Annotated in this window: 17 protein-coding genes; 9 read left to right on the top strand and 8 right to left on the bottom strand. The window is 59.7% G+C overall.

Annotation, left to right across the window (positions count from 1 at the left end):
• From DBR30_RS03375 to DBR30_RS03355, 5 genes are all read right to left on the bottom strand, one after another.
• Positions 1-2211 carry a chemotaxis protein CheA gene (locus DBR30_RS03375; protein ID WP_108542207.1) on the bottom strand — a complete coding sequence of 737 codons (2211 nt, stop codon included), beginning with the start codon at positions 2209-2211 and terminating at the stop codon, positions 1-3.
• Between the two features lie 22 nt (positions 2212-2233).
• The gene (locus DBR30_RS03370) at positions 2234-2560 is read right to left on the bottom strand and encodes an STAS domain-containing protein (protein WP_005358513.1); all 327 of its coding nucleotides are present in this window, start codon (positions 2558-2560) and stop codon (positions 2234-2236) included.
• 13 nt (positions 2561-2573) lie between these two features.
• On the bottom strand, positions 2574-2942 hold the full coding sequence (locus DBR30_RS03365) for a response regulator (RefSeq protein ID WP_005338778.1): 369 nt from the start codon (positions 2940-2942) through the stop codon (positions 2574-2576).
• Between the two features lie 9 nt (positions 2943-2951).
• Positions 2952-4166: a methyl-accepting chemotaxis protein gene (locus DBR30_RS22795; protein ID WP_021230363.1), complete on the bottom strand. Its 1215-nt coding sequence runs from the start codon at positions 4164-4166 to the stop codon at positions 2952-2954.
• 253 nt (positions 4167-4419) lie between these two features.
• Positions 4420-5508 (bottom strand): ketoacyl-ACP synthase III, encoded by a 1089-nt coding sequence (locus tag DBR30_RS03355; RefSeq protein WP_021230362.1) that lies wholly within the window; start codon positions 5506-5508, stop codon positions 4420-4422.
• Between the two features lie 226 nt (positions 5509-5734).
• Here DBR30_RS03355 and DBR30_RS03350 point away from each other — a divergent pair, with 226 nt between their 5' ends.
• The 3 genes from DBR30_RS03350 (at position 5735) to DBR30_RS03340 (ending at position 9368) form a co-directional block, all read left to right on the top strand.
• Positions 5735-6676 carry a LysR family transcriptional regulator gene (locus tag DBR30_RS03350; RefSeq protein ID WP_108588183.1) on the top strand — a complete coding sequence of 314 codons (942 nt, stop codon included), beginning with the start codon at positions 5735-5737 and terminating at the stop codon, positions 6674-6676.
• Between the two features lie 126 nt (positions 6677-6802).
• Positions 6803-7411, top strand: coding sequence for a LysE family translocator (locus tag DBR30_RS03345; protein ID WP_108542206.1), 609 nt, complete (start codon positions 6803-6805; stop codon positions 7409-7411).
• 97 nt (positions 7412-7508) lie between these two features.
• On the top strand, positions 7509-9368 hold the full coding sequence (locus tag DBR30_RS03340) for a peptidase U32 family protein (RefSeq protein WP_108588182.1): 1860 nt from the start codon (positions 7509-7511) through the stop codon (positions 9366-9368).
• 66 nt (positions 9369-9434) lie between these two features.
• Here the strand turns inward: DBR30_RS03340 and DBR30_RS03335 are convergent, their stop codons facing one another.
• A complete protein-coding gene (locus DBR30_RS03335; RefSeq protein ID WP_108542205.1) occupies positions 9435-9908 on the bottom strand; it encodes a methylated-DNA--[protein]-cysteine S-methyltransferase in 474 nt (157 codons plus the stop codon).
• Positions 9905-11449 carry an AlkA N-terminal domain-containing protein gene (locus DBR30_RS03330; RefSeq protein ID WP_108542215.1) on the bottom strand — a complete coding sequence of 515 codons (1545 nt, stop codon included), beginning with the start codon at positions 11447-11449 and terminating at the stop codon, positions 9905-9907. Before DBR30_RS03330 ends, DBR30_RS03335 begins: the two co-directional genes overlap by 4 nt.
• Before the next feature lie 401 nt (positions 11450-11850).
• Between DBR30_RS03330 and DBR30_RS03325 the strand changes: the two genes are divergently transcribed.
• The 6 genes from DBR30_RS03325 to DBR30_RS03300 all read left to right on the top strand — a co-directional run bounded on the left by DBR30_RS03325 (position 11851) and on the right by DBR30_RS03300 (position 15716).
• Positions 11851-12240 carry a type IV pilin protein gene (locus DBR30_RS03325; protein WP_108542204.1) on the top strand — a complete coding sequence of 130 codons (390 nt, stop codon included), beginning with the start codon at positions 11851-11853 and terminating at the stop codon, positions 12238-12240.
• Position 12241: 1 nt separating this feature from the next.
• Positions 12242-12661 carry a GspH/FimT family pseudopilin gene (locus tag DBR30_RS03320; protein ID WP_005349592.1) on the top strand — a complete coding sequence of 140 codons (420 nt, stop codon included), beginning with the start codon at positions 12242-12244 and terminating at the stop codon, positions 12659-12661.
• Positions 12658-13050 carry a type IV pilus modification PilV family protein gene (locus DBR30_RS03315; RefSeq protein ID WP_108542203.1) on the top strand — a complete coding sequence of 131 codons (393 nt, stop codon included), beginning with the start codon at positions 12658-12660 and terminating at the stop codon, positions 13048-13050. The genes DBR30_RS03320 and DBR30_RS03315 overlap by 4 nt, the downstream gene beginning before the upstream one ends.
• The gene (locus DBR30_RS03310) at positions 13044-13604 is read left to right on the top strand and encodes a PilW family protein (RefSeq protein WP_064337178.1); all 561 of its coding nucleotides are present in this window, start codon (positions 13044-13046) and stop codon (positions 13602-13604) included. Before DBR30_RS03315 ends, DBR30_RS03310 begins: the two co-directional genes overlap by 7 nt.
• Positions 13601-15220, top strand: coding sequence for a DUF7305 domain-containing protein (locus tag DBR30_RS03305; RefSeq protein WP_108542202.1), 1620 nt, complete (start codon positions 13601-13603; stop codon positions 15218-15220). Before DBR30_RS03310 ends, DBR30_RS03305 begins: the two co-directional genes overlap by 4 nt.
• 94 nt (positions 15221-15314) lie before the next feature.
• Complete coding sequence (locus DBR30_RS03300; protein WP_108542201.1) at positions 15315-15716, top strand: VOC family protein; 402 nt, start codon at positions 15315-15317, stop codon at positions 15714-15716.
• Positions 15717-15851: 135 nt separating this feature from the next.
• Here the strand turns inward: DBR30_RS03300 and DBR30_RS03295 are convergent, their stop codons facing one another.
• Positions 15852-17330, bottom strand: a complete 1479-nt coding sequence (locus tag DBR30_RS03295; RefSeq protein ID WP_108542200.1) for a carboxypeptidase M32 — start codon at positions 17328-17330, stop codon at positions 15852-15854.
• Between the last annotated feature and the right edge of the window lie 48 nt (positions 17331-17378).

Genomic DNA, 17378 nt, shown 5'->3' with positions numbered 1-17378 from the left:
TCAGTTGATGCTGGATTGAGGCAGGTTGCGCGACACTGTCAACCTGTTGAGCTGACAGGATTCCTGAGTGATTGCGTGTTGGATCAGTGAAGGAATGTCGAGAATCAGGGCGACCTCTCCCCCCCCCAGAATGGTTGAACCACTAATGCCCTGCAGGCGCTGGAACAATTTCCCCAACGGTTTGATGACGGTCTGGAATTCTCCCAGCAGTTCATCCACTACCAGTCCGGATTTTTTGCCTGCATGGCTGACCACGACAATGTTCTCGCGCCGCCCCTTGCTGCCATTGGTATCGAAGTAGTGTTGCAGGCGGATAAAGGGCAGCACCTCGCCACGCAAATTGATGTAATTGCGACCCTGGGTGTCGGACAGTGCACTCTGGGTCAATTCAACGCACTCGATCACCATATCGAGGGGAATGACGTAGTGGGTGTCGCAGACTCGCACCAGGAAGCCGTCGATGATGGCAAGGGTGAGCGGCAGGCGGATCTGCACACGGGTTCCTTTTCCCGGGATGCTGTCCAGATCGACTGTGCCGCGCAGGGCAGTTATGTTGCGTTTGACGACATCCATGCCCACCCCGCGACCAGAGAGGTTGGTTATCGCCTCGGCGGTAGAGAATCCCGGCTCGAAGATCAGGTTGTATATCTCCTGATCTGTCAGCGTGGTGGTTGGGCTGATCAGACCGCGCTCGATGGCTTTTTGCTGGATCTTGGCTTTGTTGAGACCAGCGCCGTCATCCCGAATTTCGATGACGATACTGTTGGAGTCGTGATAGGCATTGAGATTCAGGGTGCCACGAGGGGGTTTGCCTGCCAGTAGCCGTTGCTCTGCCGATTCGATGCCGTGATCCATCGAGTTTCTGACCAGATGCATCAGCGGATCGCCGATCTTCTCTACCACCGACTTGTCCAGTTCAGTCTCGGCTCCGGAGATCACCAGAGTGATATCCTTGTTCAGTTCCTGACTGACATCGCGCACTACCCGCTGGAAGCGGTTGAAGGTATCGCCGATAGGCACCATTCGCAGGCGCAGTGCACTGTCGCGGATCTCTTCCACCAGCATGGCAATGACCGAGGTGGCTTCTTGCAGTTGGCTTTCGCGGGTACGTTGGGCCAGCAGATTGGCTCCTGAACTGGCGACTACCAGCTCCCCGACCAGATTGATTAGATCGTCCAGCTTGTCGGCATGCACCCTGACGTAACGGCCCTCTTTGCTCTTGCTCTCCTTGGTCTGGTTCTGTTTTTTCAGGGCGGCATCGACGACGGCTTCGTTGACGGCACCCTGCGCAATTAGGATCTCCCCGAGTTTGGGCGCTTGTTCTGCCGGGGTCGCTTGTTGTGCCTGCAGACCGCTTGCTAACTCCTCTGCAGTCAGGGCGCCGGTGTTGACCAGCAACTGCCCCAGCATGGTGCTATCTTCCGGCAGCGACTCGATCAGGTTGATGAACTCGGCGATCTTGCTGTGGGGCGGCAAGATGGTGATCTGACAGTCATCTCTGACAAATTCAAAGACATCGCTGATGGCCGTCTTGTCTGCCTGCGAGTCGAAGTCTATCTCGTAGCCGAGGTAGCAATTCTCCGGATCGAACTGTTCCCAATCCGGTAGTGCCTGATGGATGGTCTCCACTGAACATATGGTTCCGAGGGTGCCGAGATAGCGCAGAAATGCGGCCGGATCCATGCCATTGCGCAGCACATCGGGGCCAAAACGCAGGGAGATATGCCACAGGGAGGCGGAGCTGGTAATCCCTCCCTCTTTTTCGATCTTGGGTTCCGGCGTATGTACAGTATCTGGCAGCGTGGCATGGGGGACGCACTGATGACGGGTGAGGGTGAGCCTCAGCCGTTCATCCTGGTTGGCATCGCCATCGCTTAAGGTGCGACCCTGTTCTGCAACGACACTGATGAGCGTCTGGATGTGGTCACAGCTCTCCAGCAGATCCTTGATTAGAGGAGAGGTGACGGTGAGCTGCTGATTGCGGATCTGGTCTAATAGATCCTCGACGATATGGGTAAACCCGACGATTGGTTGCAGACCAAACAGGCCAGCCGACCCCTTGATGGTATGAGCAGCACGGAAGATGGCTCCAATCAGCTCGCTATTGTCAGGGTCAGATTCCAGTGATAGAAGGGCTGACTCCATCTCTTCAAGCAACTCGCGTGCCTCGGCGATATAGGTTTGTAAAGCCTGATCAAGATCGATGCTCACGGTGACTCCTTGTCATGGTGGCTCAGGGCCGTTCGCCATGGGTGATGAGGGTGGGGTCGCCAAAAAAGGCCGAGAGCTGGCAGAGCTCCAGCAGTTCAAGCACAACATGGCTGTGCCAGACCAGCGCCAGGGAGGAGCCTTGCTGCAGAGCGGTTTTCTTCGCGGCCAGCAGCAATTGCAGCCCAGCGCTGTCTATCTCGGATACCGCCGCCAGATTCAGCTCCAGTTCGTTCCCCTGATGCAATAAGGGCGAGAGGGCATCTTTCAGCTCGCTGACTGTATAAATGGTTATCTCGTCCGGCATGGTCACCACTACCTTGTTGTCGAGTAGCTCACTCTGTAGTTGCATGATGCGCTCCGGATCACGGCATGATGAGCTTGGCGACTGCGGCCAGCATCTGTTCGGGCTGGAAGGGTTTGACCACCCAGGCTTTGGCTCCCGCGGCTTGTCCCTCCTGCTTCTTGCTGTCCTGAGACTCGGTGGTCAGCATGATGACGGGGGTGAATTTGTAGTTGGCCAGCTTTTTGGCCTCTTTGACGAAGGTGATGCCATCCATGTTCGGCATGTTGACGTCACTGATGATCAGGTTGATCTTCTTGCCATCTAGTTTGTTGAGCGCATCTTTGCCGTCAGAGGCTTCCATGACCTCATAACCGGCGCCCTTGAGGGTCATGCCCACGACTTGGCGAATAGTTGCCGAGTCATCCACGATCAGGATCGTTTTGCCCATATCTCTCTCCTAGAAAAATGTGATGTCGGCGCTGCTTGGTTGCGCGTTGACAGAACGGGTGGTGCGACCATGGTGAATATTGCGCTGTTCGTCGGTGGCGTATGAGAGTTCCATCTCTGCCAGCCAGCGATTGGCATCGATCTGGATTGGCCCTGTCGCATTGCTGCTCTGCTCCGAAGCAACCAGATGGCTGGAGAGGCTCTCCATGTTTTGTCTGACGTGGCTGAGGATCTGGCTGACCCTGTCTTGAAATTGCAGCGAGACAATGACGCTGGAAATTTCGCGATGGATATCGGTGCTCTCGTTTTGCAGCAGGGAGGCGGATTCCGCCAGGCTGTCAGTGGCATGGCGAAAACGGGCCAGCACCTGTTCGATTGTCTGCTCCGAATTGAGCGCTGAGGCGTGATCCCGTGCGGCAGCATTTTCGGCAATCTGGAATGCGCGGCCGATAGCAGTATTGATGGTGTCTACCTTGTCGGTCATCTTCTGGGCGGTTTCGCTAGAGAGGCGGGAGAGGTTGCGCACTTCATCCGCGACCACAGCAAAGCCACGGCCTGCTTCCCCTGCCCGAGCCGCTTCAATGGCGGCGTTGAGGGCTAGCAGGTTGGTCTGGGAGGCTATTTTGGCCACATCCATGGCCATGGTGTTGAGCTCTATGGTGTAGGTGGTCAGGCTTTTTATCTCACCCAGCATGGCGTCCCGATTGGCTTGGGCGGAGTGCAGGATGGCCACTACCTCATTGAGTTGCTGCTGGCTTTCGCTCAAGACTCCAGCCATGCCACGGGAATTGGCATCACCCAGTTCTCCCGCTGCCAGATGAGAAGCATTGACAGCTTCTTCCAGCTTGTTGGCCAAGCCGCTGAAGCGTTGAGTCAGGTCAATCATCGCGGCTTCGGTTTGTTGACGAGAGCTTTCAATTTGCTGGGACCAGATAGGTAGAGCCTTCTCACACACCTGTTCGAGCCCGATGATGGAGTGGGCGAGAGGATCGGTCGCGACGGTTTGTTCCTCTCCGGCACGATGTCGGAGTGTGTGCTGGTGGAAGTGACTCGATGTCCAGAGCGCGGCGGCAATACCAACCAGCACATTGAGCAGCAGGTAGAGAGGTGACAGCGCATCGGCGAGCTGCAGCAACAGGCAGCTCAGCAGAGCAAGCCCGATGCAGCAAATCCAGCAAACCGGTTCCCAAAGCGGTGTGTTCACGCCACTTTTGTGTTGTGCCATACGTAGCTTATCCCTGTGCAATTATTTGGTAAGAGGTAAAGGCGCAGGACCGAAACAGTCATGGTGCCCCTTGACGCTCTTTTCTTTATTTATAGTTGGCACAATAAGGTTAGCGGAAAAAAATTAATTGGCTGCAAATCGGAGTTGTTTGTATCAGCGATTGCCGTATCAAGTGGCTTGCGAAGTGGGGGGAAGAGCCAGGTGGGGATGAAAAGGAGAGAAGGAGCCTGAGGATTCAGGCTCCTGATGAGGATCAAGCCTCGTTGGCGTGAGCCTTCTGGCAACCTTCCACGGCGTGGGCAATCAGTTCCAGCGCGCTCTTGTCACATGGGGGGAGTTCGGCATCGCACGCCTTGATAGGGGTGACGCGATCGCCCCACTTGATGATGGCTGCCCCCCAGGTCAGGCCGGCACCGAAAGCTGCGGTCAGCAGATAGGAGTTCGGCTTGACGCGGCCCTGCTCCAGCGCTTCGCACAGGGCGATGGGCACAGTAGCTGCGGAGGTGTTGCCGTAGTTTTCGATGTTGACCATCACCTTCTCCATCGGCGCATTCATCCGTTTGGCGAGGGTCTCGATGATGCGGATATTGGCCTGGTGCGGCACGATCAGGTCGACCTGCTCCGGTGCAATACCGGCCTGCGCCAGCACAGTGCTGGTGGCTTCACCCATGCCGCGAACGGCGCGTTTGAAGATCTCCGGCCCTTCGAAGTTGAAGGTGAACAGCCCATCGATATCGGCAAAACGCACCCGATCGGTACCGAAGTTCGGTACGTGCAGGATCTCGCGCGCTTCGCTGTCACAGCCCAGCTTGTTGGCGATTAGGCCACACTCCTGCTCGCTCGCCTCTATCACCACGGCACCGGCACCATCGCCAAACAGTACCGCGGTATCGCGGCGCGCCCAGTCCAGCAGGTAGGTGAGGCGCTCGGCGCCGATCACCAGCACCTTCTTCATCATGCCGGTCTGCACCAGCGAGGTGGCGACGGAGAGGGAGTAGACGAAACCGGTGCAGGCCGCATTGAGGTCAAACACGGCGGCGTTGACGGCCCCGAGCTTCTTCTGCACCGCAGAGGCGGCGCTTGGCAGCAGGTTGTCCGGGGTGGCGGTGGCCAGGATGATGCCATCGAGATCGCTGGCTTCCAGACCGGCACAAGCCAGCGCGCGGCGACCGGCCAGGGTGGCGAGATCCGAGGTGCTGACATGGGAGATCCGGCGGGCCTTGATGCCGGTGCGCGGATAGATCCACTCGTCTGACGTATCCATGATGGTGCTGAGGTCATCGTTGGTCAGCACGGAGGGAGGCAGGCATTTGCCCCAGCCGGTGATATTGGCGTATTTCATCTTGTTACCGCTTCTCAAAGTGGATCGCCCGCGGGCGGAAAATCGTGCAATTATGCCGTACGAGACAACCACTGTCATCTTGTGGTCATGGTTATGTGCGGGGGGAGCAGCTGTGCCATCTGGTCGCAAAGGGCTGCAACGCGCTGAACATGGCAGGAAATTTTGCTTAAAGCGCGGGACTCCTCTGCCCTAAGATAGGCATTTCGCCACCGATGAGGGTATCTCCTTGCTCAGAGCCAATCTCAACTTGTTGCCGACCCTCAAGGTGCTGCTGGAGACCCGCAATATCAGCCGCGCCGCCGAGCTGTTGCACCTGAGTCAGCCCTCCATCAGCAAGCAGCTTGCCCAGTTGCGCAGCGAGTTTGATGACGAGTTGCTGGTGCGGGAGGGGCAACGCTGGCTGCTGACACCGCGAGCCGAAGCGCTGGCCGCCCAGCTGGCGGATTCTCTCGGTGCGCTGGAGCGGCTCTACGAGGCCCCCGGGTTTGACCCGAGCCGCTGCGAGCGGGTATTTCGGCTCGCCTCCTCCGATTATGTGGCCCAGCATATCCTGCCCGATATCTGTGCCGCGCTCGCCAAAGAGGCGCCGTTGGCGGCGCTGGAGTACAGCCTGTGGGACAAACGTCAGCTGCCGCAGCTGTGGCAGTCCGAGCTGGATCTGGTCTCTACCATCACCGAGCAGGTACCGGAGCAGATCCGAGGTCTGCATCAGGGGGAAGATCGGCTAGCGGTGCTGATGGGACGTCACCATCCGCTGGCGGGCAAGGCGCTTAATCTCGATGACTATCTCGCCTGGCCTCACCTGCAGGTGAGTGGCGGTGGCGACAAGGACAGTCCGGTTGAGCAGGTGTTGGCGCCGCAGGGACTGAGTCGGCGCTGGTTTGCCAGAGTTCCCTTCTTTCAGGCGGCAGTGGAGGTGTTGCTGCGCACCGATTGCCTGATGACCACCCCGGCTCATATCGCCTGGCAGCTCTCCTGCGGCCATGAGCTCACCTTTGTCGACCTGCCCTTTGCTACCAGCGACCAGCAGTATCATCTGCTGTGGCATCAGCGCCACCATCAGGATCCGGCCCACCGCTGGTTTCGCGAGCTGGCCTACCCATTCCTGCGGGATCATCTGCAACGCACCGTTGGCGAGAGTCACAAGCTGCTCGATCTCGGCGGTTAGCCCAGTCAGTTGTGTGGCGTTATAGCCATGGGTTATGGAATCTATTCATAACTTTCACTACTGGCATAATGAGTCAGCCCGTACCCTGAGTACAGGTCATCATATCGAGCACAAAAGAGGAAAAGCATGGAACTGACGAGTTGGCTGGCACTGGCCGCAATCTGCGTGATGGGGGCCATCAGCCCGGGGCCGAGTCTGGCACTGATCATCCGCAACACGGTGCAGGGCGGGCAGGGGCATGGTGTCGCCACTGCGCTCGGCCACGGCCTCGGGGTTGGTATCTATGCGCTGGTCACCGCGCTCGGCCTCTCCATTTTGATCACCCAGACCCCAATCCTGTTTGATCTGATCCGCTACGGCGGTGCTGCGTTTCTTGCCTGGCTTGGGGTGAAAGCCCTGCTGGCAAAACCAGCCAGTGGTGAAGCGAGTGAAGAGGTGCACCAGCTGCGTGGTCGGCAGGGAGCCTTTGAAGGTTTTATGGTGGCCTTCCTCAATCCCCAGCTGGCGGTCTTCTTCATCGCCCTGTTCAGCCAGTTTGTGCGGGCCGATACCGGCTGGAGCGAAGGGGGCATCATGATGCTCACCGCTGGCGGGATCGATGCAGTCTGGTACGTGCTGGTGGCGCTGGTGCTCTCACGCGGGCCGGTGCTGGCTTGGCTTAAAGCCAAATCCATTGTGATCGATAAGGTGAGCGGCTTGGTGCTGCTGGGACTGGCACTCAAGGTGGTTATCTAATCCTGCATTTTGCGGATACCTTAAGCGGGATCAAGGCACGCGGGTGGTGAATGGGCTAGAGTAGCGCCCATTTGCTGTCCGCCCTGATCCCGAGACCATGCACCAGAACAAGCATCCGTTAAGCCACAACAACCGGTTGGAGCTGCTGGCTCCGGCCAAGAACCTCGCCTACGGCATCGAAGCCATCAACCATGGTGCCGATGCCGTCTACATGGGGGGGCCGGCCTTTGGCGCCCGCAGTGCGGCGGGCAACTCCATCGAGGATATCGAAGCGCTGGCACGTCACGCCCACCGTTTCGGCGCCCAGGTCTTTGTCGCCTTCAACACCCTGCTGCACGATCACGAGCTGGAGCAGGCCTGGCGCCTGACCCACCAAATTTACGAAGCCGGTGCCGATGCGCTCATCGTGCAGGATATGGGACTGCTGGCGCTGGATCTGCCACCCATCGCGCTCCATGCCAGTACCCAGACCGACAACCGCACGCCGGAGAAGGTGAAGTTTCTGCAGGATGTGGGTTTCTCTCAGGTGGTGCTGGCGCGCGAACTGTCCCTTGCGCAGATCCGCGAGATCAGCGCGGCGACCAATGTGCAACTGGAGTTCTTTATCCACGGCGCGCTCTGTGTCTCCTACAGCGGCCAGTGCAACATCAGCCATGCCCGTACCGGCCGCAGTGCCAATCGCGGTGAGTGTGCCCAGCTCTGTCGCTTGCCCTGCTCGCTGCAAAAGCCGGACGGTGAAGTGCTGGTGGCCGACAGCCACCTGCTGTCACTCAAGGATATGGATCAGACTGACAACCTGGAGGCTTTGATCGAGGCGGGGATCCGCTCCTTCAAGATTGAAGGGCGCCTCAAGGGGCTCGACTACGTCAAGAACGTTACCGCCTGGTATCGCCAGAAGCTGGACGCCATTCTGGATAGCCGCTCCGATCTGGTCGCAGCCTCGGCGGGTCGTTGCAGCTACAGCTTCACGCCTGACCCCAAGAAGAGCTTCAACCGCGGCTGCACCGACTATTTCCTCCATGGTCGCCAGCAGGGGATCGACTCCACCAAAAGCCCGAAATATGTGGGCGAACCGCTGGGGCGTGTCACCAAGGTGACCCGTGACGGTATCGAGATTGACGGCAAACAGGTCACCCTCAACAACGGCGACGGTTTGGGCTTCTTCAAGCCGAACAACGAGCTGGTGGGGATGCGTCTCAACAAGGTCGAAGGTAAGCAGTTACTCCTGTCAGAACGCATGCCGGGGCTAAAGGTGGGGACCGAAATCTACCGCAACCACGATCAGGCTTTCAGCAAGATGCTGGAGAAGGCCAGCGCAGATCGCCGCATCCGGGTCGATATGGTGCTGGCAGAGTGCGATGAGGGCGTGATCCTCACGCTCACCGACGAGCAAGGCATCAGCGCCGCGGTGACGCTTCCCTGTGACAAACAGCCTGCCGACAATCCGGAGCGGGCGCTGCAGCAGGCGCGGGATCAACTTGGCAAACTTGGCAATACCCTTTTTGTGGCGCGCAAGATTGAGTTGGCATTCACTCACCCGCTATTTATCGCCGCATCACAGCTCAACGGCTTGCGCCGGGATGGCATCGCTGCGCTGGAGGCCGCACGCGTGGCCAGTTATCAGCGCCCCGAGCGACGCATCGCCCTGCGGGATATCCACTATCCCCAGCACCGTCTCTCCTACCTTGGCAATGTGCTGAACAGCGCGGCTGAAAAGTTCTTCCATGAGCACGGGGTGGAGCGCATTGCCCCCGCCTATGAGGCGAACAAGGAGGAGCGGGAAGTGGTGCTGATGATCACCAAGCATTGCATCCGCTATAGCCAGAACCTCTGCCCGAACGAGGTGCCCGGTCTCAAGGCCGAGCCGCTGGAACTCAAGATGGGTAAAGACACCTTCCGCCTGCGTTTTGACTGCAACCGATGTGAGATGCATGTGATGGGCAGCCTGAAACGCTGATCAATGAGCCCCTTTCTACATCTGGAAAGGGGCAATTTTTATCGCAGGTTCTCTGCCTACCCTCCTTTAATTGCCCCTCTCCAGCGCCAGCAGCGTTTTTTTAATCTCCAATCCCCCCGCATAGCCGGTCAGGCTGCCGTTTTGGCCGATCACCCGATGGCAGGGGACGATGATCGAGAGCGGATTGCGGCCATTTGCTGCGCCCACAGCCCGAACCGCCTCGGGTTTGCCGATGGCACGGGCAATATCGCTGTAGCTGCGGGTCTCGCCATAGGGGATGTCGCACAGCGCTTGCCACACCGCCTGCTGGAAGGCGGTGCCACGAGCCGCAAGGGGCAGGGAGAAACGCTGCAAGCGACCAGCAAAATAGGCGTCAAACTCGGCGAGGAAGGGTGCCAGCGCTGCGGCGTCTTGCTGCCAGCTGCTCATATCGGGCAGCGCCCGCAGGCCCGCGACAAAGTCCACATGCACCAGACCATGCTCGTTGATGGCAACCAGCAGATCGCCGCAGCGGGTCGGCAGGATATCGTAGCGGATCATGGGGTTATCTCCTGTTGTTGGTTATCCGGCTGGTTTTCGTTGCCAGTGGCACGGAGCAGCAAATCGGGCGCTTCGCTCATGGCATGCCACAGCCAGCTTGCGGCATAGCTGCGCCACGGCTGCCACGTTGCACTTTGGGTTAACACCTCTTTCACCGGTAGTTTGGTGCCGCCTCCGAGTGCCTTTTGCAGCACCAGATCGGAAGCGGGGAAGGCATCTGTATCGAGCCCGCAGCGCAGCCGCCAGTAAGCGACCGTCCAAGGACCTATGCCCGGCAGCGCCAGCAACTGCTCATCACTGGCTGTAGTGAGGGTCAGCTCGCCGCTGGCCAGTGCCTGCGCCACGCCCCGCAGGGTGCGAATGCGGCTGCCGGGCATGCCGATGCCGTCGAGATCGAGTTCACACAGCTGGGCGGGGGTCGGTAGTTGCGCCACCCCGAATTGGGCCTCGGTGCGTGCCACCAGTCGCCCGAGTATGGTGATGGCCCCCTTGACCGAGACCTGCTGGCCGACGATGGCGCGCAGCATCACCTCGTATTCGTCCCAGCCCCCCGGCAGGCGCACGCCGGGCCAGCGTGTCTGCAAACGGGCCAGTAGCGGATCCTGACCGAGGAGATTACCGATCCGCTGCATGTCGGCATCGAGATCCCACATCCGGCGCACCCGATAGAGCAGATCCGGCAGCGCGGCGAGCGGCAGATCATGGACGGTGAGCTGCAGGTTGTGCCCCTTGCCCTGTGCGATGCGCACCAGTGCAACCTGATCGCCAACCAGATAGCGTCGCTCATACACTTCGCCATCCACCCGCTCCAGCCCGGGGATCGCCCGTAGCCGATAGAACGCCAGCATGGCCGCCACGTCATACGGAGGGCGGTAGGGCAGTTGCAGCGTCAACGTAGCCCCACGCCGGCCTGAAGTACAGTGGTCGGCCATATCGTTGCAGCCTTCCTGTTGACGCAGGGTACGCGGGGTTAGTCCATAGGCGTTGAGCCAGGCGTCGTTGAAGCGACGGATGCTGGCAAAGCCGGCGGCAAAAGCGATGTCGGTGATGGGCAGCCCGGTTTCAGTCAGCAGTCGTTTCGCGAGCAGCAGGCGGCGTGTTTGCTCCACCTGCTTTGGTGAGGCGCCAAGGTATGCCTCGAACTGGCGGCGTAGCGTGCGCTCACTGATACCGCTCTCCGCCGCCAGTTCGGCGAGCGTGCTGTCTGCCAGCTCGCCGCGATCGATACGTGCCAGCAGACGAGCCAGTTCAACCGGCAGATCGCCACGGGCGGCGGGGGCCAGCTCAGGGCGGCAGCGCAGGCAGGGTCGCAGCCCATACTGCTCGGCGGCAGCGGCGCTTGGGAAGTAACGCACATTGTGCTCGTGCGGCGGACGTGCCGGACAGACTGGCCTGCAGTAGATGCCGGTCGAGAGCACGCCAGTATAGAAGCGGCCATCGAAGCGCGCGTCGCGGGCGAGCCGTGCGGCGTGACACTGTTCGCGGCTGAGGGTGTTGATTACCTCATCCGGTGACGACTCAGGGCTTGGCTTTGCATTCATGGTGTTGGCGGCTTTGCTGGAATAGATGGCAAGAGAGTAAGGGGGCTCGGGGGCCATGACTAGCCAGAAACGGACAGGGATAGCAAAAATTGGCGAAAGGTTTTTTTACTCTTTCGTTGCACGGTTGGGTTTCACTCTTCGCTCCGTTGTTGTCCATGTATCGCGGCTCGACAGAAGGGGGCATAACGGATGTCGATTGGCCTAGCTTTATTTGCTTAGCGAGATTAGTGGCGGTGAAAACTGCTTAAAAATTAATAATAGATCACATAATTATCTTTTTTACATTGAGTGTGGCGATTTAGTGTTGTTCAATCGAGTCAGTTAATTTTTTATGATTATTAAGTCATCGCATTTGCGGCCCAGGGCCGACCAATAACAACAACACTTGCCAAGGATGATAAGTGAACGACTGTAAGGCATGGCCCCATTGCCGGGGGTTTAGTCTGATCGAGTTGTTGATCGCCATGACGGTTGTCAGCATTCTCGCGGCCATCGTGTTGCCAGCGTATCAGGGTTATCTGCAACAGGGACGTCGTTACGAAGCGCAACAGCAATTGCTGGAGCAGGCGCTCGCCCTCGAACGTATCTATACCCAACAGGGCCGTTATCCCGACACGTTTGCCACCCCTTCCAACACGGATTTCTACCAGTTCAGCTATAGCCAGCAAGATGCTGGCGATTACCTGCTCAAAGCCATTCCAACGACGCGTCAACAGGATGAGTGCGGCACACTGACCCTCGATCAGACCGGTTATCGCGCGGCCAATCGCCATGACTGCTGGGGATCATAAGATGAATGTGCGCGGATTTACTCTGATTGAGTTGATGATCACGGTCGGCATCGCCGCCATCTTGCTATTGGTCGGGTTGCCCTCCATGAGTCAGCGCCTCGCGGCCGAACGGCTCGATCGCAGTGCGACCGAACTCGCTTCAGCCTACCGCTTTGCCCGCAGCGAAGCGGTCAAGCTGACCCTGCCGGTGGTTCTGCAGGGCACCGAGAACGGTGGCTGGGAGGTGATGGCCGACAGCCAGCGGTTGCGTCAGGCATCAGCTCCCGGTGGCGGCGTGGTGATCAAGCCGTTTGACCCCATCCAGATCGCGCCAACCGGCAGCAGCAGCCACGCCGAGATCATTCTGGCCAATCGCCTCGGTGAGCAGCGGGTGCTCTGCGTGGCCCCGAGCGGCCAGCTGCTGCAAGGGAGCTGCTCATGAGACACGCCACACTTGCCCGCCAGCAGGGCTTCAATCTGGTGGAGATCATGGTCTCCATGGTGTTGGCGGTGATGGTGTTTCTCGGTCTCGCCAAGGGGCAGGTAGTCTCGTTGCAGCAGGCGCATTACAGCTTGCAGAGCACGCTGGCCACGATCGAGGCGAGCAACAGCGTGGAGCAGATCTGGAGCTCGCTGTGTGAAGTGCAGCGCAAGCCCGAGCGGTTCACCCAGGCCGATTTTCTTGCCCGTTTCACCCTGCAGGATGGCCACCGGCTGGTGCTGCCGAACCGTTATAGCGACAACTTTGTGGTTGCTATCGAGTGGCAGGATGAGCGGGTCTCCGGCGCCAAGCGGGTGGAGTTGAACGCAGGATTCCCGCCCTTATGCTGAGCGTCCCCTCACGGCAACGAGGCGTCAGTCTCGTCGAGCTGATGATCTCCATGGTGCTCGGTCTGATGCTGATGCTGGCGATTTTTGCCGGTTACGCCCCGATCAAGAGCACGGTCGAGCAGAGCAAGGCGCTGGAGCAGGCGAACGAAGTGCTGCGCTTTGCCACTCTCACCTTTACCAACAGCATCAAGCAGGCGGATCAGCTGATAGCCGTGACCCCTGATCGCCTGACGCTGGCCTTCAAGGTAGAGGGGGGCAATCAGGTGCTCTCCTGCCTTGGCAATCAGAAAACCGCCGATTTTACCGAGCAGTACCGCTTCACGCCGCCGGTACTCAGTTGCGATGACGGAGATGGCCCGCGCCTGTTGCTGGCCCATCTTCAGGATCTTGAATTCGGCCAGCAGGGTGCACTGGTCAATATCCGCATCTTGCCCGAAGGGCTGCCCAGCTATCTGGCACCGGGAGTAGAGGTGCAGGTGGCCCGCCGCAAGGCGGTCTGGGCGGCAGCGTTAGCCACATCCGGTGCCAACGCCACAGCAGGGGGAGCGGGATGAACAAGGGATTGAGCGGGCAGCGGGGAGCCGTACTGCTGGTGGTGCTGGTGGTGAGCCTGCTGTCGAGTCTGCTGGTGTTTACCAGCATTCAGGAGAACCAGTTGCAGACTCGCCTGAGCGGCAATTTTCACAAGAAGATCAATGCGCAGCTCAGTGCCGAGCAGGGGATGAACGAGAGTTATCGTGCCCTGCATCAGGCACTTGGCGCCGAACCGCGGATAGAGTGGGAGCAACTGGTGCAGAAGGTGCCTGGCAAGGGAGAAGGGGCTATGGCGGGCAGCCGCTTCAGCATCGATCAGCTGGATGCCTCCGCCGGCAGCAAGCTGGCGTTGCAGAGCCATGGCCGCTATTTGGAGGGCAATGCCAGCCTCAACGCGCTGTTTGCCCTTAAGCGCGAGCCCGGCAATCTCATCTTTCAGGATTCGGTGGTGGCGTGTGAAGGGTTGAGCCTTTCCGGTAGCGGTTTTATCGACAGCTACGACTCGCGCAAGGGCAAATATGGCGGCACCAACATTAACCAGAATGCCAAGGTGGCGACCGTCAGTGACAAGGCCAATGTAGTGCTCGACGGCAATTCGCCAATTTGGGGCGATGTACGGGCGACCGGCTCCGTGACCCTGAACGGATCTTCTCCCATCTCCGGCAACGTGAATGCCGGGAGCGACGTCATTATCTCCCCCTCTTCTGACAAGATTGTCCGGGTCTCCGGCAATGTGAAAGGTGGCGGTAGTTTGACCCTGAAAGGGGGGCGCATCGGTGGTCAGGTGGCGGTCAATGGCAATGTCTCCATGGATTGGGGTACCAGCATCGACAGCGGCAAACTCAGTTATGGCGGTGCGGGCAGTTTTAACGATCAGGCGAACCAGAAGTATCTGGATCCCCAATACCGAACTCATCCCAAGCTACCGCCTGTGGCCGGGCAGGTGTGTGACCCGCTCAATGTGGCCGCGCTGCCCAAATCGTTCCCCCCTGCAACGCTGCCCATCAATGGCCCCCTGACGCTTGGGGCCACCCAGCAGATGGTGCTGACCACGGATCCCTCCACCGGCTCGGTTACCAGCAGCAACCAGCACAAGCCCGGGCTGCCGCTCCCCGGCAAGGGGGAGCTGTTTGGCAAGGATCAGACCATTTATCAGCTCGACAGTCTCAATATGGGGGCCGATGCCAGTCTCACCATCAAGGGGGATGTGGTGCTGCTGATCGACAATGATTTCACCATGACTGGCAGCAACCAGTTGACGGTGAGCGAGGGGAGCAGTCTGACCCTGATCGTCAGCGGCAAGGTTGATCTCGGGGCCGGTGCCGAGGTGACGGCAGCCAAGCAGGGGCTGACTGCTGGCGGTACGCCCGCTATCTCCATCTATTCCGCGTATAGCGGCAAGGATGGGATCACGCTGTCGGGGAATACCCCGCTCTATGCCGCCCTCTATGCCCCGCTGACCGAGATGAAGATCAGCGGAAGTGGCGGTCTGTACGGGGCGGTGCGGGCAAAACACTTGACCGAGAGCGGTGCAGGCGGGGTGCACTACGACGAGGCGCTGGGCATGGCAGATTTGGGGGATGATCAGGGGCCGCCTCCGACACTGGCACTGCGGCAGTGGCACTTTGTGCAATGAGGCTGGTGAGCCGCTAAAAAGGATCGAATGGGGCGAGCAACTGTGAGAAGGTGGAGATCTGTCCACCTAGCCGTTCACTGTTGAGGAGTGCTCCATGCCAGGCCCCGCTCGCGCCGGTGCCCTGATCTATGCCAAGGATCCGGGCTTGTTGACCCACTTTTACCGTACCCTGCTGCAGATGGTGGTCTGCAATCAGGATGAGCAGCTGGTAGTGCTGGAAAACAGCGATATCCAGCTGCTGATCCATGCCATTCCCGAGCCTTATGCCGGGCAAGTCGTTATCAACCGCCCGCCAGCACTGCGGGAAGAGGGGGCCATCAAGCTGTTCTTCACCGTCTCCAGCCTCGCCTGGGCGGAAGCGAAGGCGGCGGATCTCGGCGGCGGCCTGCTGCCACAGCAGTGGACGGGGCCCGGCTTTGTGGTGCGCAACGCCTTCGACCCTGAGGGCAATATCCTGCAGCTGCGCGAGTTGCTGGGTACCCCGGATCCCCTCTGAACTCTCTCTTTTTACAGCATTGTCGTGACGGCGTGCTGTGCCATGCACCGCCATAAAAATGAACCGCCATAAAAACGGGGCCCTGTAGTGGTCAACTAAAAAGGGCCCCGTTCTGCTGTTAGCTTACTGCGCTCATTACTTCAGGTAGCGCTGTTCCAGATGTTGGCGCAGCCAGTGTGGGTTGAGCGCTTCACCGGTGGCGCGGCGCACCAGCTCGTCGGTGCTGTGCAAGCTCCCCTGTGACCAGATGTGGCGTCCGAGCCAACCGAAGATCTCCGGCAGGCGGCCCGCCGCGATCACCTCCCCCATGCTGCCCAGCTCTTTTTCGAGGGCAAAGCGCAGCTGGGCGGCATACATGGCGCCCAGGGTGTAGCTCGGGAAGTAGCCAAACGAGCCGTCTGTCCAGTGAATATCCTGCATGCAGCCATTGCGGTAGTTGCCCTTGGTGGAGAGCCCCAGCCACTGCTGCATCTTGGCATCCCACAGCTCGGGGATGTCGGCCACCTCGATCTTCCCTTCCACCAGATCGCGCTCCAGCTCGTAGCGCAGAATAACGTGGGCCGGATAGGTCACCTCGTCCGCATCGACCCGGATAAAGCCCGGCTCGACCCGGCTGTAGAGCTTGGCCAGATTGTCCGGCGCAAACGCCGCCTGTTCGCCGAAGTGGTGACGAATGCGTGGTGCCAGCAGCGCGAGGAAGGCCGGATGATGCCCCAGCTGCATCTCGCAAAACAGGCTCTGACTCTCGTGGATCGCCATGGAGCGGGCCTCGGCCACCGGCTGACCCAGCAGATGGCGCGGCAGCCCCTGCTCGTAACGGGCGTGACCTGTCTCGTGCACTATGCCCATCAGGCTGGAGACAAACTCCTGCTCGTTATAGCGGGTGGTGATCCGCACGTCGGTCGGCACGCCGCCACAGAAGGGGTGACTGCTCACATCGAGGCGGCCGTGTGTGAAATCAAAGCCGAGCAGCCCCATTACCTCCTGGCCGAGTGCCTGTTGGGTCTGGATGGGGAAGGGGCCTTGCGGCAGCAGCAGGGCATCGCCCTTCTGCTGTTCACTCACGGTCTGGATAAGAGCCGGCAGCCAGCTGGCGAGATCGCCGAAGATTTGATCGAGCCGTGCGCTGGTCATGCCCGGCTCATAGAGCGCCAGCATGGCGTCGTAGGGGCGCACGCCAAGCGCATCGGCCCGCAGCTGCGCTACTTCACGGGAGAGTTTCACCACCTCCTCGAGATTGGGGGCAAAACCGGCCCAGTCGTTGTTCTTGCGCTGGCTGCGCCAGGCGTGCTCGCACTTGCTGCCAGCGAGCGACAGTGCTTCGACCAGCTCACCGGGCAGCAGGCTGGCATCTTGCCACTGGCGCTTGATCTCGCCGAGGTTGGCCCGTTGTACTTCATCGAGCGGTTCGCTCTCGGCCTTGGCAATCCAGTCGCCCAGCTCGGGAGCTGTGCGCTTCTGGTGGATCAGCAGACCGAGTTCGGCCATCGCTTCGGCGCGGGCATCGTTGCCCCCTTCCGGCATCATGGCCGCCTGATCCCAGCCACAGATGGCGGCGAGGTGGCTAAAGCGGTGGATCTGTTGCTGATGTTGTTCAAGCTTTTGATATGACATGGGATTGTCCTTGTTATCGTCCCTGATGGTATGCCGCCCCGTACCTGG

Source organism: Aeromonas sp. HMWF017 (assembly GCF_003061465.1).
GTDB lineage: Bacteria > Pseudomonadota > Gammaproteobacteria > Enterobacterales > Aeromonadaceae > Aeromonas > Aeromonas veronii.
This window is presented reverse-complemented; position numbering and strand designations above follow the sequence as displayed.

Excerpts from the sequence above, each read along its gene's own strand:
- DBR30_RS03370 (WP_005358513.1), bottom strand. The coding sequence starts at position 2,560 with ATGCAACTACAGAGTGAGCTACTCGACAACAAGGTAGTGGTGACCATG.
- DBR30_RS03365 (WP_005338778.1), bottom strand. The coding sequence starts at position 2,942 with ATGGGCAAAACGATCCTGATCGTGGATGACTCGGCAACTATTCGCCAA.
- DBR30_RS22795 (WP_021230363.1), bottom strand. The coding sequence starts at position 4,166 with ATGGCACAACACAAAAGTGGCGTGAACACACCGCTTTGGGAACCGGTT.
- DBR30_RS03355 (WP_021230362.1), bottom strand. The coding sequence starts at position 5,508 with ATGAAATACGCCAATATCACCGGCTGGGGCAAATGCCTGCCTCCCTCC.
- DBR30_RS03345 (WP_108542206.1), top strand. The coding sequence starts at position 6,803 with ATGGAACTGACGAGTTGGCTGGCACTGGCCGCAATCTGCGTGATGGGG.
- DBR30_RS03340 (WP_108588182.1), top strand. The coding sequence starts at position 7,509 with ATGCACCAGAACAAGCATCCGTTAAGCCACAACAACCGGTTGGAGCTG.
- DBR30_RS03335 (WP_108542205.1), bottom strand. The coding sequence starts at position 9,908 with ATGATCCGCTACGATATCCTGCCGACCCGCTGCGGCGATCTGCTGGTT.
- DBR30_RS03330 (WP_108542215.1), bottom strand. The coding sequence starts at position 11,449 with ATGAATGCAAAGCCAAGCCCTGAGTCGTCACCGGATGAGGTAATCAAC.
- DBR30_RS03320 (WP_005349592.1), top strand. The coding sequence starts at position 12,242 with ATGAATGTGCGCGGATTTACTCTGATTGAGTTGATGATCACGGTCGGC.
- DBR30_RS03315 (WP_108542203.1), top strand. The coding sequence starts at position 12,658 with ATGAGACACGCCACACTTGCCCGCCAGCAGGGCTTCAATCTGGTGGAG.
- DBR30_RS03310 (WP_064337178.1), top strand. The coding sequence starts at position 13,044 with ATGCTGAGCGTCCCCTCACGGCAACGAGGCGTCAGTCTCGTCGAGCTG.
- DBR30_RS03305 (WP_108542202.1), top strand. The coding sequence starts at position 13,601 with ATGAACAAGGGATTGAGCGGGCAGCGGGGAGCCGTACTGCTGGTGGTG.
- DBR30_RS03300 (WP_108542201.1), top strand. The coding sequence starts at position 15,315 with ATGCCAGGCCCCGCTCGCGCCGGTGCCCTGATCTATGCCAAGGATCCG.
- DBR30_RS03295 (WP_108542200.1), bottom strand. The coding sequence starts at position 17,330 with ATGTCATATCAAAAGCTTGAACAACATCAGCAACAGATCCACCGCTTT.